We start from the raw sequence: 21,465 nt of genomic DNA, 5'->3' as shown, positions 1-21,465 counted from the left end.
GCAGCGTCCCTGCGCCGGGACCGGATACGTCTATATGAAAGGTGAACCATGCGTTCTTTCAATACCCGTTCGCGGGTTGCGGTCGCGGCTTCGGCCGTGGCGCTGCTCGCCCTCGCCGGCTGCGCGAGCGACAACGGTGGCGGCAGTGCCAGCGCCGACGATGCTGCGACGCAGAACCTCGATGGCCGCGGCCCGATCACGTTCGCGATGGGCAGGAACGACACCGACAAGCTGCAGCCCGTCATCGAAAGGTGGAATGCGGCGAACCCGGACGAGCAGGTGTCGCTGATGGAGCTGCCCGGTGAGGCCGACGACCAGCGCAACAGGCTGGAGCAGTCGCTGCAGGCCGGCAACGACGACTACGACGTGATGGCGCTCGACGTGGTCTGGACCGCGGGCTTCGCTGCGAACGGCTGGCTGCAGCCGCTCGAGGGTGAGCTGGCGATCGACACCGCCCCGCTGCTGCCGGCCACCGTCGAGTCCGCCACCTACCGTGGCACGCTGTACGCGGCTCCGCAGAACACCAACGCGCAGCTGCTGTACTACCGCACCGACCTGATGCCGGAGGCCCCGGCGAACTGGAGCGCGCTCACGGACAGCTGCCAGGTTGCACAGGAGAACGGTGTCCAGGACTGCATGATCACCCAGCTCAAGCTGTACGAGGGTCTGACCGTCAACGCCACCCAGTTCATCAACTCGTGGGGAGGCGCGGTCGTCGGAGCGGACGGCAGCACGCCCGAGGTCGAGTCGCCGGAGTCGAAGGCGGGTCTGCAGGCCCTGGTCGACGCCTACCAGGCCGGCCAGATCGCCGAGCGCTCCATCGGCTTCACCGAGGAGGAGACCAACCTCGCGTTCGTCGGCGGTGAGGCGATGTACGCCTACAACTGGCCGTACATGTGGGACAACGCTCAGGCCGATGAATCGTCGGTGAGGGGCAACGTCGGTGTGGCACCGATCGTCGGCCCGGACGGTGCCGGTGCGTCCACGCTGGGCGGCTACAACAACGGCATCAACGTGTTCTCCGAGAACAAGGCGACCGCACGTGACTTCATCGCGTTCATCCAGAACGACGAGAACCAGATGGCGTTTGCGGACGAGTCGTTCCCGCCGGTCCTGGCGTCGGTCTACGACGACCCGGCGCTGGTCGAGCAGTACCCGTACCTGCCGGCGCTGAAGGCGGCCCTCGAAAACGCCAAGCCGCGTCCGGTCACGCCCTTCTACACCGGAGTCTCCAAGGCGGTCCAGGACAACACAAGCGCGGCACTGAACGGTGACGTCACGGTCGATCAGGCGACTGCCGACATGACCGCGGCGATCAACAACGCCGTTCAGTAGGCACGTTCCGAACACGAGAGATCAGGTAACGCACGATGGCTGACTCTGCTGAGCTGAGGCGAGCAGACGAGGCCCGCGCCGTGGTCGGGGTCGACGACTCCGACCACGGCGGTCGCGCTCCAGGGCGCACGGGTCACGATGACGAAAAACGGACGATCGTTCCGCGCAAAAAACGCGACTTCCGGCCGATCTGGCTGATCGCCCCGACGATGGCGATCCTGGCCGTCGTCATCGTGTACCCGGTCATCCGGGCGGTGTACCTGTCGTTCCAATCGAACAGGGGCATCGATCCCAACACCGGCCGCTTCGTCGATGGCGGGTTCGCCGGGTTCAAGAACTACCTGCTGTGGCTGGTGCAGGACTGCGGCGGCGGCGCGGGGACGTGTCCCCCCGGCACCCTGGCCCACGACTTCTGGTCCGCCGTGGGCGTCACGTTCTTCTTCGCCGTCGTCACGGTCACGATCGAGGTGATTCTCGGTCTGTGGATGGCAACGGTCATGGGCAAGACCTTCTGGGGTCGGTCCCTGCTCCGCGCGAGCGTGCTGATCCCGTGGGCCATCCCGACCGCGGTCACCGCGAAGCTGTGGTTCTTCATCTTCGCTGAGAACGGCATCGCGAACCGCCTGCTCGGCACCACCATCGCGTGGACCACCGACCCGTGGGCTTCGCGGTTCGCAGTCATCATCGCGGACGTGTGGAAGACGACGCCCTTCATGGCGCTGCTCATCCTCGCGGGCCTGCAGATGATTCCGCAGGACGTCTACGAAGCCGCGAAGGTCGACGGCGCCAGCGCATGGCAGAGGTTCACCAAGATCACGTTGCCGCTGGTCAAACCGGCCCTCATGGTGGCGGTACTGTTCCGCACCCTCGACGTGCTGCGCATGTACGACCTTCCCGCGATCCTGTCCGGCACGTCCGGTGCGGCGCCGAACACGACGATGGCGATCCTGGTGATGGCGGACATCCGCCAGGGCAACTTCCAGAGCGCATCGGCGCTGTCGACCGTGGTGTTCCTGATGATCTTCGCCGTCGCGTTCGTGATCGTGAAGTTCCTCGGCGCCAATGCCGTGCGCACGCAGGACGAGCAGCGGAAGGGAGCTGATCACTGATGGGACGTCACAACAAGCCCCAGGACTTCGACAGCCCCGGTGCCCTCGTCGAGCCGATGCCTGTGTCTGCGCCGCCCGTGGCCGTCTCCGCTCCGGCCGACGCCGCCGAGCAGGGGGCGACGGCCCCGATGAAGCCGCGGCGTCGCACCGACCGCGCGAAGCTGACCCGCACCTACCTCGGGGTCGCGATCATCCTGATCTGGGGATTGGCGCCGTTCTACTGGATGGTCGTCACCGCGTTCCGTCAGGTCGAGTACACCTTCGACACCACGCCGTGGCCGACGCACGTCACGCTCGACAATTTCCGCGACGCGCTGGCGACGGACAAGGGCAACGACTTCCTCGGTGCGATCTTCAACAGCCTCATCATCGGTGCGGTGACAACGGCTGTCGGTCTGCTGCTCGGCGTGTTCGCGGCCTACGCACTCGCCCGCATCGATTTCCGCGGCAAGTACGTTGTCACCGGCGTCATCCTGGGCGCGTCGATGTTCCCGACCGTCGCGCTCATGACGCCGCTGTTCCAGCTGTTCGGTGACTTCGGCTGGATCGGGCAGTACCAGGCCCTCATCATCCCGAACATCTCGTTCGTCCTGCCGTTGACGATCTACACGCTCACCGCGTTCCTGTCGGATCTGCCGTGGGAACTCGAGGAGGCTGCCCGGATCGACGGTGCCAGCCGGCTCCAGGCGTTCCGCCTGGTGATCCTGCCGTTGGCCGCGCCGGCACTGTTCACGACCGCGATCCTCGCGTTCATCGCGACGTGGAACGAGTTCATGCTCGCGAGCCTGCTGTCGAACGAGAGCACCGAACCGGTCACTGTCGCGATTGCCCGTTTCGCGGGCGCCAACTCGTGGGAGCAGCCGTACGCGGCGATCATGGCGGCCGGCACGATCGTGACGATCCCGCTGGTGATCATGGTGCTGGTGTTCCAGCGCCGTATCGTCTCGGGCCTGACCGCGGGCGGCGTGAAGAGCTGACATGCCACCCGGTAGACCGTCGCGGGGGCGTCAGCCCCTCGAGATGCTCGTCGGAATCCTCGGCTTCTTCACATTCATGGCGTTCGTCGCCGCGGTCGTTCCGATCGTGCGCGGCGAGCCGTCGGTCACGGCATCGCTGGTGCTGCTGGTCTGTGTTGTGCTCCTGGGCGGCGTGATCGTCCTGCATCGGCGCAGCTGACCTCCCCTCCCGCGTGCGGGGAGTACCCGGTCCGTCACTGCCCCAGGGGGCTCGGTGTGCCGAGCGCTTCGCAAGATGGGACCATCGGGGGACGACCGGATTCGGCTGATCCCGGTTGGGACTCGGTCGGATCGCCGATTGCGGACCGGAAGTTGCGCGCGTGAGTTCCACGAGCAGCCCGAAACCCAAGAATGTCGAGTCGCCCCGGCGGGGATCCCGATATCGCCGCCGCATCGTCGTGCGCATCCTCGCGGTGCTGGTGACCGTCCCGATCGTGCTGGCCGGCGTGGCCTATCTGTTGGTCGATGTCCCCAGCCCCGAGCAGATGCGGTCTAAACAGGTGGCCACGATCCTCGCCTCCGACGGTTCGACGGTCGTCGCGAAGGTGGTGCCACCGGAAGGGAACCGGACTGAGGTCCCCCTGGACGCCGTCCCCGGACACGTCCGGAACGCGGTGCTGTCGGCGGAGGACCGTGACTTCTACTCGAATCCCGGGTACTCGATCTCCGGGCTTGTCCGCGCCGTGCGGGACAACCTGCTGGGCCGCGAGAGCGCCGGCGGCGGCTCGACGATCACGCAGCAGTACGTCAAGAACGCGCTCGTCGGTACCGACCGCAACGTGGTCCGCAAGGCCCGTGAGTTGATGGTGTCGGCGAAGATGACGCGGGAGTGGTCCAAGGACGACGTTCTCGACGCCTATCTGAACACCATCTACTTCGGGCGCAACGCGTACGGGATCGGGGAGGCGGCGCAGGCGTTCTATGACAAGCCTGTCGAACAACTGACCCTCGCCGAGGGCGCGGTGCTGGCGGCGGTGATCCAGAGCCCGTCCGCGCTCGATCCCGACACAGACCCCCAGGGGCTGAGGGAGCGGTGGAACTACGTGCTCGACGGCATGGTCGAGATGGGAGTGCTCGCGGGGACCGAGCGAGCGAACACCGAATTCCCGAGGGTGCTGCCGGAGGCGCCGCCGGAGCCGTCCGAGGTAGCGCCCGGCCCGGAGGGGCTGATCCGGACGCAGGTGGCGCGGGAGCTCGAGGCGGCAGGAATCAGCGAACGTGAGCTCGACACGGGTGGACTGCAGATCACCACCACGATCGACGCGACGGCCCAGCAGGCCGCGGTGGACGCGGTCAGCCGCACGCTCGACGATCAGCCGGACCAGTTGCGCGCGGCGGTCGTGTCGGTCGACCCGCACTCGGGTGCGGTGCGCGCGTACTACGGCGGCGCCGAGGGCGCCGGTTTCGACTTTGCGCAGGCCGGGTTGCAGACCGGTTCGGCGTTCAAGGTGTTCGGTGCGATCGCGGCCCTCGAGGACGATGTGCCGCTGAGCGCGCAGTTCAGCAGTGCGCCGCTCACTGTCGGTGATCTGACCATCGAGAACGTCGATGGTCAGACATGCGGAACGTGCAGTCTCGCGGTGGCGCTCGAGCGGTCGCTGAACACCGCCTACTACCGGTTGACGCTGTCGATGGAGAACGGCGCGCAGAAGATCGCCGATGCCGCTCACCGGGCGGGGATCCCCGAGCGGATTCCGGGTCTCGACCACGACACGCTCACCCAGTTCGGTGGCCCACCAGAGACGGGAATCGTGTTGGGGCAGTATCAGACTCGTCCGATCGACATGGCGTCGGCGTACGCGACGCTGGCCGCCTCGGGCAGGTTCCACGAGCCGTACTTCGTCCAGAAGGTCGTCGATGGCGACGGCCGGGTGCTGCTCGAGCGGGAACCGGCCGATGGCGACCGGCGGATCGACCCCGCCATCGCCGACTCCGTCACGCGGGCGATGATCCCCATCGCGGCCTACTCGAACAACCACGGCCTGGCCGGCGGGCGTCCGTCGGCCGCGAAGACGGGCACCGCGCAGTTGGGTGACACTGGCGAGAACAAGGACGCGTGGATGGTGGGCTTCACGCCGTCGCTGTCGACCGCGGTCTGGGTGGGTACCGCTGACGGTTCGGCCCTCGAGACTAGTTGGGGTGGAGCGGTATACGGATCCGGTCTGCCGTCGGACATCTGGAAGCGAACGATGGACGGAGCGCTGGCCGGTACACCGAACGAACAGTTCGGCGCGGCGGGTACAACTGCCGAGAGCGGGAGTTCGTTCGGTACCAACGACCGGGTCGACACCAACCGGGCGCCGACGCGACAGGGACCGGGGCAGGCCAACCAGGACGGGGAGACCGAGCGGACCGCCCCTACACCGCGCACCGACCCGCAGCAGCGGGAGCGTGCGCCGCGACCGCAGTCGCCGACTCCTCCTCCCGCGACCCCGGCTCCGGGGATCGAGATCTTCCCCGGCGTGATCATTCCACTGCCGGGCTGAGTTCGACTCGGTGAGTGAGGAACTCCGGGGAGTTCGCCAGCTTCGAGACACTCCGAGTACTTCATCAAGATCAAATCGGTAGCACCAGCTATCGATGTTGTCGATATATGTCATCGGGCGCTCGCTGTCTGTTCACTTTACGTTCCCCGCAGCGAATCCCGGCTGCAACGCTCCGCTGTCTAGTCTTCGTAACCGTGTGGGCTGCAACGTTCAGGCATGGCCGCGTCGCGTGCGCGGAGAAAGGTGACTCCTGATGGGAATCAGTAACTTTCGGCGCACCAAAGTGGTCGCCGGAATGATCGCTCTGCTGGCGCTGCCGCTCGTGGCGTGCGGCGTCTCGAGCAACGACTCGACCGAGACCATCCGGTTGGGCCTCTCCCCCGACGAAGACTCGGCGGCGGTGCTCGCCAGGTATGAACCGCTCGTCGAGTATTTGAGTGATGCCACCGGTCTCGAGGTCGAGCCTTACGTCGGAGCCGATTACACGGCCGTCATCGAGGCGCTGAACTCGGGGCACCTCGACCTGGCCTGGTTCGGCCCCTCGGAGTATGTGCTTGCAACTGAGCGCGTCCACGGTGGCGTCGAGCCGTTCGCATCGGCCATCCAGACCGACGACAGCGTGCCGTACCGCTCGAGCTTCATCGTGCGCTCCGACTCGGGCATCGAGGGACCCGAAGATTTCCAGGGCAAGATCGTCGCGTTCACCGACCCGGCGTCGACCTCCGGACACGTCTTCGGTCAATATGCGCTTGCCGAAGCCGGCTATGACGCCAACACCCTGTTCTCGCAGATCGTCTACTCGGGCAGCCACGATGCGTCCCTGCTCTCGCTGCTGAACGGGCGGGTCGACGTCGCGGCCATCTCGAGCCGCAAGATCCCCGAGTTCATCAGGACCGGCGTCGCCGGCAATGACGAGATCAAGACCGTCTTCGAATCCGAAGAGATTCCCGCAGACCCGATCACCTACCGTGCGGACTTGCCACAGCAGACCAAGGAGCTGCTCCAGCGCGCGTTCCTCGACGAGACCCCCGCGCTGTCGGCTGCCTTGGAGGGAACAGGCTTCGCCTCGTTCGGAAGGGTCAGCGACTCCGACTACGACGTGGTCCGCACCGCCTATAAGGTGTCCGGCCTGGAGCCCGAGCTATGACCGGCGTAGGTGAGGCCGTCAGTTTCAGCGACGTCCACCTCACCTACAGGCAGAAGGACGAGGCGGTCCTGCGTGGCGTCGACCTCGAGATTCCAGCGTCGGACTTCTGCATCTTGTTGGGCCGCAGCGGCACAGGCAAATCGACGTTGCTGCGCTGCATCAACGGGCTCGTCGCCCCCTACCAGGGCACGGTCTCTGTCGGCGGTGAAGAGGTTCACACCACCCAGCGCAACACGCTACGAGACATCCGCCGCAAGGTCGGCATGATCTTCCAGGGATACAACCTCGTCAACCGGCTCACCGTCATGCACAACGTGCTGGCCGGCATCCTTCCGGATGTACCCGCCTACCGATCGCTCCCGGGGATCTTCACAGCGGGGGAGCGTGAGCAGGCGCTGTCGCTGCTCGACACCGTGGGGCTTGCGGACTACGCCAACCAGCGTGCGGACCAACTCAGTGGCGGACAGAAGCAGCGGGTCGGAATCGCGCGAGCGCTCGCGCAGAACCCCAAGGTGATCCTCGCGGACGAGCCGATTGCAAGCCTCGACCCGGTGACGGCGGGCGAGATTCTCGACCTGCTCAAGAGAATCAACGAACGCGACGGCATCACGGTCGTGCTGAGTCTGCACCAGCTGAATTTCGCGCGCACTTACGGTGAGCGGATCGTCGCGCTCCTCGATGGCCGGATCGGGATCGATACCACTCCCGGTGGACTTTCGGAGGGTGAGATAGACCGAATCTACGGACGAGGTGCGGAGAAGGCGGCCTGACATGTCGGTGGACCACAAGGCCTCGCCAGCGGCCGCGCCGAGGCCTCCTTCCCCGCAGCTCGAGTCGAGCGGGCGACGCAACCTCTTGTGGGCCCGGAACATCGTTGTCGTGCTGCTGGTGCTTGCCTTCCTGGGATGGAGTGCCAGCGACCTCGGTCTGAGCCCCCAACGGTTCATTCAGGGCATCCCGCGCCTGGTCGAGTTCCTCCTGCGGATGTTCCCACCAGACCTGACGGTCATCCCCGGTCTGTGGGACGCGATACTCACGACGGTGGCGGTGGCGCTCTGGGGCACCCTGCTGGCGATGTTCATCAGCTTCTTCCTGGCGCTCGGCGCGGCGAAGAACCTGCTCGGCCACAACCCGTTCGTCTACGCCGCATCCCGAACGATCTTGAGTATTCTGCGCTCGCTGCCCGACCTGATCTGGGCGCTCATCTTCGTCGCGGCCGTGGGCCTCGGCCCCTTCCCCGGTGTGCTCGCGCTGACCGTGTACTCGTGCGGTGAGCTGAGCAAGCTCTACGCCGAGGCAGTCGAGAACATCGATCCGGGCCCGCGTGAGGCACTCGAGTCGACGGGTGCCGGGTTGTTCACGACCCTGCGTTGGTCCGTCATCCCGCAGATCCTTCCCGAGGTGATCACCTACAGCCTCTACCGTCTCGAATCGAATGTGCGCCATGCATTCGTCCTCGGCATGGTCGGTGCTGGGGGACTCGGCTTCGAGTTGTCGGTGTCGATGAGGCTGTTCCAGTATCACAAGGTCTCGGCCATCCTCATCGTCATCATCGTCACGGTGGCAACGATCGACTTCATCTCCTCTCGTATCCGCGCGCGGGTCATTTGATGGCCCCCAAGCTCAGCCTCCAGCGGCTCGAGACATTCGTCGCTGTCGTCGAGCACGGGGGGCTCTCCGCCGCAGCCCGAGCGCTCGGCATTGCGCAGTCCACCGTTTCGAGCAATCTGCAGCTGCTCGAACGCGAACTGGGCGTGGTCCTCGTCGACCGATCCGGCCGTGCCGCCCGGCCCACCGATGCGGGGGAGGTTCTCATCGACCACGCCCGCGCGCTGCTCTCGCTCGCCGCCGAGGCGGCCGACCAGGTGACGCGGCTGCGCAGTGCTCCCATTTCCGGCGTGCTGGAAGTGGGCGGCACGGCCACGGTGACACAGCAGGTGCTGCCGCGGCTGCTGACGTCGTTCGCGGGCAGGTACCCAGGCATCGAGATCGATCTGCACGTCGACAACTCGGCCGGGGTGGTCCGGGCAGTCACCGATGGTCGCCTGCCGCTCGCCGTCATCGCCGCAGAGACCGACAAGCCGTCACTGGAAGCGACTCGAGTGGGCAGCGAACCGCAGACCATGATCGTCGCCAGTGACCACCCACTCGCCGGGCGTGAGGCCAGCCCCCACGAACTGCGCGGCAGCCGCATTCTCCTACGCGAGGAAGGGTCGGCGAGCCGTCGATACCAAGTCGCTCTGCTGGAGAAGTGGCGTATCCCGCGCGCCCACACCAGCACCATCGCGAGCAACGCCGCCATCATCGGTGCGGTTGCCCACGGCCTCGGCATCTCCTGCCTCCCCCGAAGTTGCGCCGCGGATGCACACGAGCTGGGTCGCATCTCCGAGGTCCATCTCGAGCCGGCCCCGCCCACTCGCCCGATCAACCTGGTCCGGCTGGCAGAGCGGCCGTTGACCCTCATAGAAGAACTCTTCCTCGGACACGTTCGAGAAAAGGAAGGTGTGGAATGACCGTCGTCACCGCGAACAACCGCGCATATCGAGTGCCGGTTCATCCCGTCGTCGTCATCACCGTCGACGGCGGCGACCCCAGCTACTTCCACGACGGGCTCGAGCGGGGCATCATGCCCCGTCTGCAACGGATGCTCGAGGAGGGCGGCGTGTTCAGTCTGGGCGCCTCCGAGGTCCCGAGCCTGACGAACCCCAACAACATCTCGATCGTCACCGGTGTGCCGCCCGCTATCCACGGGATTCCCGGCAACTATTGCCGGACGCCCGAGGACGGGCTCGTGCTCCTCAACGATGCCAAGTACCTGCGCGCACCCAGCATCCACGCGCGGTTCGAGGAGGCCGGCGTGCCGACCCTGATGGTGACGACCAAGGATAAGCTGCGCCAGCTACTCGGCAACGGCGGCGTGCCCAGCGTCAGTGTCGAGCGGGCTGCCGGCGCCGGCATCCCCGAGTACGGCATCGAGTCGATCGAGGAACTCGTCGGCGACCCGGCGCCAGGAGTCTACGACCCGCTGGCCAGTCACTACGCGATGCGGATCGGCTTGAGTGCGCTGCGCGTCGCGCCACAGATCCGGCTGCTGTACGTGTCGCTGACCGACCGTGTCCAGCACGCACACGCGCCGGGTGAGGATGTCGCCGACCTGTTCTTCACCGAGTTCGACGCGCTGCTCGGCGAGTACCTCGACACCGGCTGCACGGTGGCGGTCACCGCCGACCACGGCATGAACGCAAAGCACGACGCGAACGGCGAGCCCCGCGTTCACTACCTGAAGGACGTGCTGGAGGCGGCCGGTATCCCGGTCGAGGGGGTCGTGCTGCCGATCACCGACCCATACGTGAAACACCACGGCGCCCTTGGCTCGTTCGCCTGGCTCCACCTGTCCGCCGAGCACCGCGAACCCGCTCGCCGGGTACTGAGCGCACTGCCCGGCGTGGAGGAGATCTGGGACCGCGAGCAGGCCGCCACCGTGTACGAGCTACCCCGCGACCGGATCGGCGACTTGGCGGTGACGGCCTCCGCCGACACCGCGCTCGGAAGCGCGGCCGCCGACCACGATCTGACCCAGCTGCACGGGCCCCTCCGGTCGCACGGCGGTCGGCACGAGCAGCCGGTGCCGCTCATTCTGAGCGGCAGCGTGGACGGTCCGCTCGCCCACCCCTTCGAGGCCGGCATCCTGCGCAGCCGTGACATCCACGACCTCGTCCTGAACCACGTCGGTGCCTGACTTCGACGACGTTCAGCGGGACGGCGAGACGCGAGTGACCACCGGGCGGGCGTCAACGTCCGTGGGGGACCGGGAGCATCTGGATCGCCCGGTCGACGATGTCGTCGACGGTGAAGACGGGATCGACAGTACGGTCGATGGCGAGGCTCTCGACCATGGACCACCAAGCGCGGAGCAGCACACGGTTCGCGGGCGACGACTCGGCGCCTGTGGCGTCGAGGGTGCGTTCGACCATGGTGTTCTGCAGGTTCTTCCGGATCTCCCGGATCTGCGGATCTGCGCCGAAGCCGCCGTGGAAGAACGATTGGTAGTGCGCGCCGTGCCGGTCGATGAAGGAGACGAACGCGCGCACCACGGCCCGCAACGGCTCGCCGGATGCGTCGCCGGGGTCCGCCTTCGCGGCGCGGAGCAGGCGCCGCGCCGCCGCGCCCACGACGGCCACGTAGTAGTCCTGCTTGGTCGGGAAGTACCGGAACAGCAACCCGCGAGAGATCCCGGCCTTCTCGGCCACCCGGTCGATGGACAACGCGTGGATGGGCCGGGTCGCCAGCTCCTGCAGGCCGATCGCGACGAGTTGCCGCTTGCGCTCTTCCGCTGGGAGCCGCCGCCTGTTGGTGGCTGCTCCGGGTACTGAGGTTTCGGTCGACACGGGATGGCACCGTCCAGGATCTTGATTGCCGGGCAAGTCTACGTTTAGGTTAACTGAGCAATGCTTAGTTAGTTGCAACGTCATGGAGGAAGGCATGGATTTCGCCCACAGCGCGCGGTCGAGGGAGTACCTCGACCGGTTACGTGCATTCATCGCTACCGAGGTCGCCCCCGTCGAGGAGCGCCTGCGGGCCGAGCGGGTGGAGCCGTTCGCGCAGCGTTCCGACGTCCCCGGCGCCGCGATGTGGCAAGTGCCCGAGGAGCTCCGGCAACTCCAGTCCAAGGCTCGGGCGGAGGGACTGTGGAACCTCTTCCTGCCCGACGCCGAACTCGGTGCCGGCCTGAGCAACGTCGATTACGCGCCACTCGCCGAGGAGATGGGGCGCTCCCCCTTCGCGCCCGTGGTCTTCAACTGCAATGCTCCCGATACCGGCAACATGGAGGTGCTCTACCACTACGGCAGCACTGAGCAAAAGGAGCGTTGGCTGCGCCCGCTGCTCGACGGCGAGATCCGCTCCGCGTTCTGCATGACCGAACCCGGCGTCGCGTCGTCCGACGCCACCAACATGGCCGCGACCGCCGTCGTCGAGGGCGACGAGGTGGTGCTGAACGGCCGCAAGTGGTGGAGCACCGGCGTCGGCAACCCGGACTGCAAGGTCCTCATCTTCATGGGCCTGACCGACCCGGAAGCACACAGGTATCAGAGACATTCGATGGTTCTCGTGCCGATGGACACACCCGGTGTCAAGGTCGAGCGAATGCTCTCGACAATGGGCTTCTACGACGAGCCCTTCGGCCACGGCGAGGTGTCGTTCACGAACGTGCGGTTGCCTCTCGACGCGATCATCGCAGGTCCCGGGCGGGGATTCGAGATCGCCCAGGGCCGGCTCGGTCCCGGCCGGGTGCACCACTGCATGCGTTTGGTCGGTCTCGCCGAGTCCGCGCTCGAACTCGCGATCCGCCGCGGCACCGAACGCGTCGCGTTCGGAAAGCCGCTGATCAACCTCGGCGGCAATCGCGAACGCATCGCCGACGCCCGTATCGCGATCAACCAGTTGCGGCTGCTGGTGCTCAACACCGCGTGGCTGCTCGACACGCAGGGCATCGCCGGGGCGCGCTCGGCGGTATCGGAGATCAAGGTCGCCGCACCTCGGGTGGCACAGCAGGTGATCGACTTCGCGATCCAGATCCACGGCGGCGGCGGTTTGTCCGATGACTTCCCGCTCGCGGGCGCGTGGACGTCGGCGCGGGCGATCCGGCTCGCTGACGGCCCCGATGAGGTGCACCAGGGGCTGGTGGCCCGCTTCGAGTTGGGTAAGTACCAGTGACCTCGAACATGCCGGACAACGCCCGAACCGTCCGTGACGAGGATGCTTTCGATGTCGAGGCCGTGTCGAACTGGCTGCGCGAGAACGGGTCCGGCGATCTGACCGCAACCCCCGAGGTCCGCCAGTTCGCTGGGGGTGCATCGAACCTGACCTACCTGTTGCGCTACCCCGATCGCGACCTCGTGCTGCGCCGCCCGCCAGCAGGGGCCAAGCCGTCGTCCGGGCACGACATGGTCCGCGAGTACCGGATCCAGTCGTTGCTCGCACCGGTGTACCCGCACGTGCCGACGATGGTCGGGCTCTGCACCGATCCATCGGTGCTGGGCAGCGACTTCTACGTCATGGAACGTGTCGAGGGCACCATTCTGCGCTCTGCTCCCCCGGATGAATTCGGCCTCACCCCCGAGAACACTCGGGAACTGTGCCTGCGGGTGATCGACCTGCTCATCGAACTGCACGGTGTCGACCCAGCGTCGTCCGGGCTTGACGAGTTCGGCCGTGGCACAGGCTATGTCGCCCGACAAGTGGCGGGATGGACGAAGCGCTACGCGGCCGCCCGGACCGACAACGTGCCAGACTTCGCGCGGGTGACGACCTGGCTCGCGGACAATCAACCGGCCGATGTCGCGTCCGCGGTCATCCACGGCGACTTCAGGCTCGACAATGTCGTCCTCGGCGACGACCTGCAGCCGCGTGCGGTCCTGGACTGGGAGCTGGCGACGATCGGTGACCCGCTCATGGACCTGGGGTCCAGCCTGGCTTACTGGGTGGAGGAGGGCGATCACCCAATGATGCAGGCCACCAAGCGGCAGCCCACCGACCTGCCAGGAATGCTCACCCGCCGCGAGATCGTCGAGTATTACGGTCAGCGCACGGGACTGCCGATCGACAACTGGCGCTTCTACGAAGTGTTCGGGCTGTTCCGACTCGCGGTGATCGCCCAGCAGATCTACTACCGGTTCCACCATGGACAGACCACCAACCCAGCCTTCGAGAACTTCTGGATCGCCGTGGGATACCTGGATACCCGCTGCAACCAGCTGATCGACGGCCTTGACACCGATACGGAGGGCGACGCTTGAGCCGGCGCACGACACGCAAGAACATTCTCATCACGGGTGCCAGCTCGGGACTCGGACGCGGCATGGCCCGCGAATTCGCTTCACGCGGACGCAATCTCGCGTTGGCAGCCAGGCGCACCGAGCGGCTCGAGGAACTGCGCGACGAACTGTTGGCCGCGCACCCGCAGATCAAAGTCGAGATCCGCAAGCTGGACGTCGACGTGCACGACGAGGTCTTTCGCGTCTTCGCCGAACTCGACGAGGAACTCGGTGGTCTGGACCGGGTGATCGTCAACGCGGGTCTCGGCAAGGGGCAGCCGTTGGGTACCGGCTACTTTCACGCCAACGTGCAGACCGCGCGCACCAACTTCCTCGGCGCGCTCGCCCAGAGTGAGGCGGCGCTCGAGCTGTTCCGGCCCCGGAACGCAGGCCACGTCGTGCTGATCTCGTCGGTGAGCGCGATGCGTGGCATGCCCCGGAATCTCACGACCTATGCGGCGTCGAAGGCCGGGGTAGGGGCGCTCGGCGAAGGTATGCGCGCCGACCTCGCGAAGACCAATATCGACGTCAGCACCATCTTCCCCGGCTTCATCCGCTCGGAGATCAACGAGAAGGTGAAGAACGTGCCGTTCATCGTCGATACCGAAACCGGTTGCCGTGCACTGGCCGCGGCCATCGAGAAGGAACCGAGCAAGGCCTACGTCCCCGCGTGGCCGTGGGCGCCGCTGTCCGTGGCGATGAAGGTGCTGCCCCTGTCCTTGGTGGCGAAGATGACGTAGCGCATCTCCCTGCCCGAGAACACCTGTGGCGGTGGGCGAGTCCTCGGACTCGACCACCGCCACAGCGTATTTGCGGGCTACCGCCGCGAGGCTCACGCCTACAGTGCAGCCGCCGAGGCTCACGCCTACAGTGCAGCCGCCGAGGCTCACGCCTCGATGATGAAGGCCTCGAGCGCCGAGCGAGCCTTGTCGTCGGCCATCTGGACCGGCGGCGACTTCATCAGGTACGCGGAGGCCGGCAGGATCGGGCCGCCCAGGCCGCGGTCCTTGGCGATCTTCGCGGCGCGGATGGCGTCGATGATGATGCCGGCCGAGTTCGGGGAGTCCCAGACCTCGAGCTTGTACTCCAGGTTCAGTGGGGCGTCACCGAAGGCCCGGCCTTCGAGGCGGACGTACGCCCACTTGCGGTCGTCGAGCCACTCGACGTAGTCCGACGGGCCGATGTGGACGTTGCGGTCGTAGACCTTGCCGGACAGCGGTCCGTCGAGGTTCGAGGTCACGGCCTGCGTCTTCGACACCTTCTTGGACTCCAGGCGCTCACGCTCGAGCATGTTCTTGAAGTCCATGTTGCCGCCCACATTGAGCTGGTAGGTGCGGTCGAGTACGACGCCGCGATCCTCGAACAGCTTCGCCATCACCCGGTGGGTGATGGTGGCGCCGACCTGGCTCTTGATGTCGTCGCCGACGATCGGGACACCGGCAGCGGTGAACTTCTCAGCCCACTCCGGGTCGGAGGCGATGAAGACCGGCAGCGCATTGACGAACGCGACGCCGGCGTCGATGGCGCACTGCGCGTAGAACTTGTCAGCCTCCTCCGAGCCCACCGGCAGGTAGGACACGAGGACGTCGACCTGGGCGTCCTTGAGGGCCTGGACGACGTCGACGGCCTCGACGTCGGAGACCTCGATCGTCTCTGAGTAGTACTTGCCGATGCCATCGAGCGTCGGACCGCGCTGGACGGTGACGTTCAGCGGCGGGACGTCCGCGATCTTCATGGTGTTGTTCTCGCTGGCGAGGATCGCCTCGGAGAGGTCGAACCCGACCTTCTTGGCATCGACGTCGAAGGCGGCGACGAACTGCACGTCACGGACGTGGTACTGGCCGAACTTGACGTGCATCAGACCGGGGACGGTGGAGTTCTCGTCAGCGTCCTTGTAGTACTGCACGCCCTGGACCAGTGACGAGGCACAGTTGCCCACGCCCACAATGGCTACGCGCACCGCAGTGCTGTTGTCACCCATGGTCGGGTTCTCCTTCTTTTTTCTCGGGTGCTGCTGTTGATGATTGTTCTGCGGCGATCAGCTCGTTCAGCCACCGCACCTCGCGCTCGCTCGACTCGAGGCCGAGCTGGTGGAGCTGACGGGTGTAGCGGTCGAACGATCCGGTAGCCCGCCCGACGGCGGCGCGTAGGCCTTCGCGGCGCTCCTCGACCTGGCGTCGCCTGCCTTCCAGAATTCGCATCCGCGCCTCGGCGGGGGTGCGGCTGAAGAAGGCGAGATGAACGCCGAATCCGTCATCCGTGTAGTTCTGGGGTCCCGTGTCCGCCACCAGCTCGGAGAATCGCTTCCTACCGGCCGGTGTCAGTTCGTACACGCGGCGCGCACGACGCCTGACGGTGCCGTCCTCACTTGCGCCCTCGACGATCAGCCCATCGGCCTGCATGCGACGCAGCGTCGGATACAGCGAGCCGTAGGAGAAGGCGCGGAACGCCCCGAGCAGACCGGTCAGCCGCTTCCGCAGCTCGTAACCGTGCATGGGTGACTCGAGGAGCAGCCCGAGTATCGCCAGCTCGAGCATGCACACACCCCCTGAGTGTCCCGAACATAACTGATTGATGCGAGTACCAACTATATCGCACCGATATATACGGAAACAGGGTGGGGCAAGTGGCTGATGACGACACACGGACCGGTATGGAAAATTCCGAGGACGGAGCCGTCGAAACGGCCATCGTCAGTAGGAGGCGGCGGGTCCTGGAGGGCGGGCCGGTTGCTCGCCTGAATCCGATCCACTCCCGTTGCCGGCCCTCCTGACAAGGTGTCGTCTGCCACACACGCAGCCCCTCCCGGCCCGCCCGATCGGCGTCGAACGCACGTACTCTGGTGTCCGTGCGGATACAGCGGCAGGTCGTGGACTACGCGCTGCAGCGACGGTCTCTGCTCGCCGAGGTTTACTCGGGGCGGACCGGCGTAAGCGAGGTGTGCGACGCGAGCCCCTACCTGCTGCGCGCGGCCAAGTTCCACGGCCGTAGCAGTTCGGTGGTGTGCCCGATTTGCCGCAAGGAAGAACTGACTCTCGTGTCCTGGGTGTTCGGCGAGAAGCTGGGCACGATCTCGGGCTCGGCGCGAACACCGGAGGAACTGGTTCGGCTAGCCGCGACCGAGGAGGAATTCTCCGTTCACGTGGTCGAGGTGTGCCGCACATGCAGCTGGAATCATCTAGTCCAGTCCTACGTTCTCGGTGCGGTGCCGGTGCCCAGGCAAACGAGGAGGTCCTCGTCGAGCCGTTCGCCGCGCCGCCGCACCGCGATCGAGTAGTTAGGACGCCGACAGCTGTGCCGACCGCCCGACGCAACCGAGGACTGCCCACAGTCGCCTGACTACTGGAGATTCGTACGTGACTTCCCCCAACAACCCGCAGGGTGGGTGGCCCGACGGACCGCGCCAACCCAACGGGCCCCAGCAGAGTGGACGACCGGCCGGGCAGCAGCCCGGCCGTCCCGTCGGTGGGACCGGTTCTCCGGCTCCCCGCCGCAACCCGGGGCCTCCGCCCGCCGGCCGTCCAGGGCCGCAGCAGGGGCAGGGTGGTCGTCCTCCACAGGGTCGTCCGCCCCAGGGCGGTCGCCCGCCGCAGGGTCGCCCACCGCAGGGGGGAGGACCTCCTCGAGGACGCCCCGCTCCAGGGGGCGCACGTCCGGTCCAGGGTGGGGGCCGCGGACCGGGTGGACGCCCACCGGGCGGTCCGCCTCCCACCGCCCGCAAGCCCGGTGGTGGTTCGGGTGATGAGCCGCCGAAGCCGCCCAAGAAGACGACGTCCAAGAAGTCGAAACGGTGGAAGATCGTTCGCCGCACCGCCTACGTGGCCGTCGCTTTGGGCCTGATCGTGCCGATCCTGACGTTAATGATCGCGTACACCGTCACCGACGTTCCGCGCCCCGGTGACATGACGACCAACCAGGTCGCGACGATCCTCGCGTCCGACGGGGAGACCGAGATCACCCGTGTCGTGCCACCGCAGGGCAACCGCACCGAGGTCGCGATCGACCAGATCCCGGTCCACGTGCGCAACGCCGTGCTCGCGGCCGAGGACCGCGACTTCTACAGCAACCCTGGCTTCTCAGTGACCGGTTTCGCGCGCGCCGCACGCGACAACGTGCTCGGACGCGACAGCGCCGGCGGCGGTTCGACGATCACCCAGCAGTACGTCAAGAACGCTGTCGTGGGTTCGGAACGCTCCCTCACCCGCAAGATGAAAGAACTCGTGATCTCGTCGAAGATGGCCCGCGAGTGGTCCAAGGACGAGATCCTCGCGGCGTACCTGAACACCATCTACTTCGGCCGGGGCGCGTACGGCGTAGCGGCCGCGTCCGAGGCATACTTCGGCAAGCCGGTCGAGAACCTCACCGTCGCCGAGGGAGCGTTGCTGGCCGCGGTGATCCAGCTGCCTTCGCTGCTGGAACCTGAGACCAACCCGACGGGTGCCGAGGCGCGGTGGAACTACGTTCTCGACGGCATGGTCGAAAGCGACACGCTCAGTGCCGCCGACCGTGCCGCGATCCAGTTCCCGCCGGTTGTCCCGCTCGCCGAGGTCAACGCCGGTTCCGGTGGTCTCGGCCCGGAGGGCCTGATCAAGCAGCAGGTCCTGAAGGAAATGGCGGCGATGGGGATCAGCGAACAGGACCTCAACACCGCCGGACTGCAGATCACCACCACGATCGACCCACAGGCACAGCAGGCCGCGCTCGACGCGGTCGAAACCTCCATGGAAGGCGAGCCGTCCCAGCTGCGGACCGCGGTCGTCTCGATCGATCCGCGCACCGGAGGCGTGCGCGCCTACTACGGTGGGGAGAACGGCACCGGATTCGACTTCGCGCAGGCCGGCCTACAGACCGGATCGTCGTTCAAGGTCTTCGGCGTCGCCGCCGCGCTCGACCAAGGCATCCCGCTGTCGCAGATGTACGACAGCTCGCCGCTGACCATCAACGGCCTGACAATCAACAACAGTGAGGGTGTGTCCTGCGGGACGTGCACCCTTGCCGAGGCACTCAAGCGGTCGCTCAATACCCCCCTGTACCGGATGCAGCTGGAGCTGGACGCCGGCCCGAACGACATCGCCGACATGGCCCACAAGGCCGGAATCGCGGAGGAGATCCCGGGCGTGGGTAAGACACTTACCGAGCCTGACGGACGGGGTCCCAACAACGGCATCGTGCTCGGCCAGTACCAGACACGGCCGATCGACATGGCGTCCGCGTACGCGACGTTCGCGGCGTCGGGCGAGTACTACGAGCCGTACTTCGTCGAAAGGGTCGTCGCCTCCGACGGCACGGTTCTGCTCGACCGTGGCGCGCCGGCCGGTGAGACCCGTATCGATGCCGCGGTGGCCGACAACCTCACCGCCGCGATGGAGCCGATCGCCGGGTACTCGCGAAATCATGACCTCGCGGGTGGACGGGCGTCGGCCGCGAAGACCGGAACTACCCAGCTCGGCGATACCGGATCCAACAAGGACGTGTGGATGGTCGGATTCACGCCGTCGTTGTCGACGGCGGTGTGGGTCGGCACCGAGCAGAATGAGCCGCTCGTGGACAGTTCGGGCGCAATGATGTGGGGGTCGGGGCTTCCGTCGGACATCTGGAAGGCGACGATGGACGGCGCACTGGAGGGCACTGCCATCGAGAAGTTCCCGAAGCCGGACGCGATCGGCGGGCAGGCGGGTGTTCCCACGTTCACGGGCCCGCCGACGACCACCACCCCTCCGCCGTCGCCGGAGCTGACGTTGCCGGGGCTGCCGCTCGAGATCACCACCAGCAACGTGGAGATCCTGCCGGGTGTCACGATCCCGATCCCGGGCATCGCTCCGGGACGGAGCCCCGATGAATCGACACTCGAGTCACCGAACCTGACGACGACGCAGCAGCAACCCCCCGCGAACGGTGCAGTTCCGCATGCGCAGGGCCAACCCGTCCCGCAGCCGGTGCCCGCCGGGTAAACGATCCCGGTAGCCTCGCGGAGTGGCCGACAGCACAACGGGTGGTACGGAAACCCGAGACGGCGGCGAGATGGTGTCCCCGGCACCTCTCGCCGCCGATCGGCGTTCCGCGGACTGGCGCGACGTGCCAGGACACACCGATCCGCTCACGTCACGGCTCTCGTCGACCATCGGAGGTCCGGTCGGGCGGCACGCACTGATCGGCCGGAACCGATTCTTCACCCCGATGCGGGCGATCCTGCTGCTCGCCGTGCTGTTCCTCATACTCGGCTGGTTCACCAAGGCGGGCTGCATCCAGCAAGCTCCGGTCGGCGTGAACGGTGCGCTCGGCCTGGACTGGAGCGGGAACCGGCAGTACGTCGCGATGTGCTACTCGGACACCGTCCCGCTCTACGGTGCCGAGCGCCTCGACGAAGGCGCCTTCCCGTACAAGAAGTCGTGGGAAGAACCCAGGCCTGACGGCTCGGTGCAGCAGCGGTACATGGAGTACCCCGTGCTGTCCGGCCTCTACCAATACGGCTCGATGTTGGTCGCGAAGGCGTGGCACTCGTCGACGTGGCTGCCCGGCGGCCTTCAGGTGGCGATCTACTTCAACGTCGTCGCCTTCGGCTTGGCCGTCGCTTGGCTGGCGACGGTCTGGGCGAGTGCGCTGCTGGCCGGCCGCCGTGTGTGGGACGCCGCGTTGATCGCAGGCTCGCCGCTGGTGGTTGTGCACGCGTTCACCAACTTCGACCCGCTCGCGACGGTGTTCGCAGCCGGAGGCTTGTTGGCTTGGGCGCGCAAACGTCCGGTGCTCGCGGGAGTACTGCTCGGGCTCGGGGGTGCCGTCAAGCTGTATCCGCTGATGCTGCTCGGCCCATTGCTCGTGCTGTGCCTGCGGGCCGGACGGATCCGCGTGTGGGCCCAGACCGCGATGGCCGCGATCGCCGCGTGGTTGGTCGTGAACCTACCTATCGCACTGCTGTTTCCGCGCGGTTGGGCGGAGTTCTTCCGCCTCAACTCCGAGCGGGGTGCGGACCCCGACTCGATCTACAACGTCATCTCGTCGTTCACCGGATGGGCCGGGTTCGACGGACCACTCGCTCCCGGCGAGTCCCCGAACGTGCTCAACGCGGTGTCACTGCTGGCCTTCGTCGCGGTCTGCGTCGGCATCGGCTACGTCGCGCTGACGGCGCCGCAACGTCCGCGGGTGGCGCAGCTGTGCTTCCTCCTGGTCGCGGGCTTCTTGCTCACCAACAAGGTGTGGAGTCCGCAGTACTCGCTGTGGCTGGTGCCGCTCGCGGTGCTGGCACTGCCCCACCGACGGATCCTGTTGGCGTGGATGACGATCGACGCCTTCGTCTGGGTGCCGCGGATGATGTACTACCTCGGAGTCGGCAACAAGGGGCTGCCCGAGCAGTGGTTCACCGGCACCGTGGTGATCCGGGACCTAGCCGTCCTCGTCCTGTGCGCGCTCGTCCTGCGGCAGATCTACCGGCCCTCGGAGGACCTGGTGCGGTTCGGGTTCATCGACGACCCGGTCGGTGGCGTCCTCGACCAGGCCGAGGACGCGCCGCCACGGTGGCTGCCGGGATGGTTGCGGCCGCGGGTGGGCGTCAGGTAGAGG

Annotated in this window: 19 protein-coding genes; 16 read left to right on the top strand and 3 right to left on the bottom strand. The window is 66.7% G+C overall.

Annotated elements, in window-relative coordinates; all coding sequences use genetic code 11:
- The first annotated feature begins 48 nt into the window (after positions 1–48).
- The 10 genes from EGT50_RS11170 to EGT50_RS11125 all read left to right on the top strand — a co-directional run bounded on the left by EGT50_RS11170 (position 49) and on the right by EGT50_RS11125 (position 10,832).
- Positions 49–1,335, top strand: a complete 1,287-nt coding sequence (locus tag EGT50_RS11170) for an ABC transporter substrate-binding protein (RefSeq protein WP_127954454.1) — start codon at positions 49–51, stop codon at positions 1,333–1,335.
- Positions 1,336–1,370: 35 nt separating this feature from the next.
- Positions 1,371–2,444, top strand: coding sequence for a carbohydrate ABC transporter permease (locus tag EGT50_RS11165; protein WP_127954451.1), 1,074 nt, complete (start codon positions 1,371–1,373; stop codon positions 2,442–2,444).
- Positions 2,445–2,572: 128 nt separating this feature from the next.
- A complete protein-coding gene (locus tag EGT50_RS11160; protein ID WP_235870727.1) occupies positions 2,573–3,421 on the top strand; it encodes a carbohydrate ABC transporter permease in 849 nt (282 codons plus the stop codon).
- Position 3,422: 1 nt separating this feature from the next.
- Complete coding sequence (locus EGT50_RS11155; RefSeq protein ID WP_127954448.1) at positions 3,423–3,620, top strand: hypothetical protein; 198 nt, start codon at positions 3,423–3,425, stop codon at positions 3,618–3,620.
- Positions 3,621–3,780: 160 nt separating this feature from the next.
- On the top strand, positions 3,781–5,946 hold the full coding sequence (locus tag EGT50_RS11150; protein ID WP_127954445.1) for a transglycosylase domain-containing protein: 2,166 nt from the start codon (positions 3,781–3,783) through the stop codon (positions 5,944–5,946).
- Positions 5,947–6,199: 253 nt separating this feature from the next.
- Positions 6,200–7,093, top strand: coding sequence for a phosphate/phosphite/phosphonate ABC transporter substrate-binding protein (locus EGT50_RS11145; protein ID WP_127954442.1), 894 nt, complete (start codon positions 6,200–6,202; stop codon positions 7,091–7,093).
- A complete protein-coding gene (phnC, locus tag EGT50_RS11140; RefSeq protein ID WP_127954438.1) occupies positions 7,090–7,863 on the top strand; it encodes a phosphonate ABC transporter ATP-binding protein in 774 nt (257 codons plus the stop codon). The genes EGT50_RS11145 and phnC overlap by 4 nt, the downstream gene beginning before the upstream one ends.
- Position 7,864: 1 nt before the next feature.
- Positions 7,865–8,704 carry a phosphonate ABC transporter, permease protein PhnE gene (gene phnE / locus EGT50_RS11135; protein ID WP_127954435.1) on the top strand — a complete coding sequence of 280 codons (840 nt, stop codon included), beginning with the start codon at positions 7,865–7,867 and terminating at the stop codon, positions 8,702–8,704.
- Positions 8,704–9,606, top strand: coding sequence for a LysR family transcriptional regulator (locus EGT50_RS11130; protein WP_127954430.1), 903 nt, complete (start codon positions 8,704–8,706; stop codon positions 9,604–9,606). Before phnE ends, EGT50_RS11130 begins: the two co-directional genes overlap by 1 nt.
- Positions 9,603–10,832, top strand: coding sequence for an alkaline phosphatase family protein (locus EGT50_RS11125; protein ID WP_127954427.1), 1,230 nt, complete (start codon positions 9,603–9,605; stop codon positions 10,830–10,832). Before EGT50_RS11130 ends, EGT50_RS11125 begins: the two co-directional genes overlap by 4 nt.
- Positions 10,833–10,884: 52 nt before the next feature.
- Here EGT50_RS11125 and EGT50_RS11120 read toward each other — a convergent pair whose 3' ends face one another.
- The gene (locus EGT50_RS11120; protein ID WP_235870703.1) at positions 10,885–11,481 is read right to left on the bottom strand and encodes a TetR/AcrR family transcriptional regulator; all 597 of its coding nucleotides are present in this window, start codon (positions 11,479–11,481) and stop codon (positions 10,885–10,887) included.
- A gap of 94 nt (positions 11,482–11,575) precedes the next feature.
- On the opposite strand from EGT50_RS11120, the gene EGT50_RS11115 reads away from it, so the two are divergent.
- The 3 genes from EGT50_RS11115 to EGT50_RS11105 are packed head-to-tail and all read left to right on the top strand — an operon-like array spanning position 11,576 to position 14,648.
- Positions 11,576–12,808, top strand: coding sequence for an acyl-CoA dehydrogenase family protein (locus tag EGT50_RS11115; RefSeq protein WP_127954421.1), 1,233 nt, complete (start codon positions 11,576–11,578; stop codon positions 12,806–12,808).
- Positions 12,809–12,816: 8 nt separating this feature from the next.
- Entirely contained in the window at positions 12,817–13,890 is a 1,074-nt protein-coding gene (locus EGT50_RS11110; protein WP_127954919.1) for a phosphotransferase family protein, read from the top strand.
- Complete coding sequence (locus EGT50_RS11105) at positions 13,887–14,648, top strand: SDR family oxidoreductase (RefSeq protein ID WP_127954419.1); 762 nt, start codon at positions 13,887–13,889, stop codon at positions 14,646–14,648. Before EGT50_RS11110 ends, EGT50_RS11105 begins: the two co-directional genes overlap by 4 nt.
- 146 nt (positions 14,649–14,794) lie before the next feature.
- Here the strand turns inward: EGT50_RS11105 and EGT50_RS11100 are convergent, their stop codons facing one another.
- Positions 14,795–15,889 carry an inositol-3-phosphate synthase gene (locus EGT50_RS11100; RefSeq protein WP_127954416.1) on the bottom strand — a complete coding sequence of 365 codons (1,095 nt, stop codon included), beginning with the start codon at positions 15,887–15,889 and terminating at the stop codon, positions 14,795–14,797.
- Complete coding sequence (locus EGT50_RS11095) at positions 15,882–16,445, bottom strand: PadR family transcriptional regulator (protein WP_127954412.1); 564 nt, start codon at positions 16,443–16,445, stop codon at positions 15,882–15,884. Before EGT50_RS11095 ends, EGT50_RS11100 begins: the two co-directional genes overlap by 8 nt.
- A 311-nt stretch (positions 16,446–16,756) precedes the next feature.
- Here EGT50_RS11095 and EGT50_RS11090 point away from each other — a divergent pair, with 311 nt between their 5' ends.
- The 3 genes from EGT50_RS11090 (at position 16,757) to EGT50_RS11075 (ending at position 21,462) form a co-directional block, all read left to right on the top strand.
- Entirely contained in the window at positions 16,757–17,185 is a 429-nt protein-coding gene (locus tag EGT50_RS11090; protein ID WP_206615800.1) for a DUF5318 domain-containing protein, read from the top strand.
- A 583-nt stretch (positions 17,186–17,768) separates the two neighbouring features.
- A complete protein-coding gene (locus tag EGT50_RS11080; RefSeq protein WP_127954918.1) occupies positions 17,769–19,859 on the top strand; it encodes a transglycosylase domain-containing protein in 2,091 nt (696 codons plus the stop codon).
- Positions 19,860–19,929: 70 nt separating this feature from the next.
- Positions 19,930–21,462: a glycosyltransferase family 87 protein gene (locus EGT50_RS11075; protein ID WP_127954917.1), complete on the top strand. Its 1,533-nt coding sequence runs from the start codon at positions 19,930–19,932 to the stop codon at positions 21,460–21,462.
- Positions 21,463–21,465: the final 3 nt, after the last annotated feature.

This window comes from Rhodococcus xishaensis, from assembly GCF_004011825.1.
In the GTDB taxonomy this organism is placed as follows: Bacteria; Actinomycetota; Actinomycetes; order Mycobacteriales; family Mycobacteriaceae; genus Prescottella; species Prescottella xishaensis.
This window is presented reverse-complemented; position numbering and strand designations above follow the sequence as displayed.

Excerpts from the sequence above, each read along its gene's own strand:
- EGT50_RS11165 (WP_127954451.1), top strand. The coding sequence starts at position 1,371 with ATGGCTGACTCTGCTGAGCTGAGGCGAGCAGACGAGGCCCGCGCCGTG.
- EGT50_RS11130 (WP_127954430.1), top strand. The coding sequence starts at position 8,704 with ATGGCCCCCAAGCTCAGCCTCCAGCGGCTCGAGACATTCGTCGCTGTC.
- EGT50_RS11095 (WP_127954412.1), bottom strand. The coding sequence starts at position 16,445 with ATGCTCGAGCTGGCGATACTCGGGCTGCTCCTCGAGTCACCCATGCAC.
- EGT50_RS11125 (WP_127954427.1), top strand. The coding sequence starts at position 9,603 with ATGACCGTCGTCACCGCGAACAACCGCGCATATCGAGTGCCGGTTCAT.
- EGT50_RS11115 (WP_127954421.1), top strand. The coding sequence starts at position 11,576 with ATGGATTTCGCCCACAGCGCGCGGTCGAGGGAGTACCTCGACCGGTTA.
- EGT50_RS11100 (WP_127954416.1), bottom strand. The coding sequence starts at position 15,889 with ATGGGTGACAACAGCACTGCGGTGCGCGTAGCCATTGTGGGCGTGGGC.
- EGT50_RS11145 (WP_127954442.1), top strand. The coding sequence starts at position 6,200 with ATGGGAATCAGTAACTTTCGGCGCACCAAAGTGGTCGCCGGAATGATC.
- EGT50_RS11080 (WP_127954918.1), top strand. The coding sequence starts at position 17,769 with ATGATCGCGTACACCGTCACCGACGTTCCGCGCCCCGGTGACATGACG.
- EGT50_RS11160 (WP_235870727.1), top strand. The coding sequence starts at position 2,573 with ATGAAGCCGCGGCGTCGCACCGACCGCGCGAAGCTGACCCGCACCTAC.
- EGT50_RS11170 (WP_127954454.1), top strand. The coding sequence starts at position 49 with ATGCGTTCTTTCAATACCCGTTCGCGGGTTGCGGTCGCGGCTTCGGCC.
- EGT50_RS11110 (WP_127954919.1), top strand. The coding sequence starts at position 12,817 with ATGCCGGACAACGCCCGAACCGTCCGTGACGAGGATGCTTTCGATGTC.
- EGT50_RS11075 (WP_127954917.1), top strand. The coding sequence starts at position 19,930 with ATGGTGTCCCCGGCACCTCTCGCCGCCGATCGGCGTTCCGCGGACTGG.
- EGT50_RS11155 (WP_127954448.1), top strand. The coding sequence starts at position 3,423 with ATGCCACCCGGTAGACCGTCGCGGGGGCGTCAGCCCCTCGAGATGCTC.
- phnE (WP_127954435.1), top strand. The coding sequence starts at position 7,865 with ATGTCGGTGGACCACAAGGCCTCGCCAGCGGCCGCGCCGAGGCCTCCT.
- phnC (WP_127954438.1), top strand. The coding sequence starts at position 7,090 with ATGACCGGCGTAGGTGAGGCCGTCAGTTTCAGCGACGTCCACCTCACC.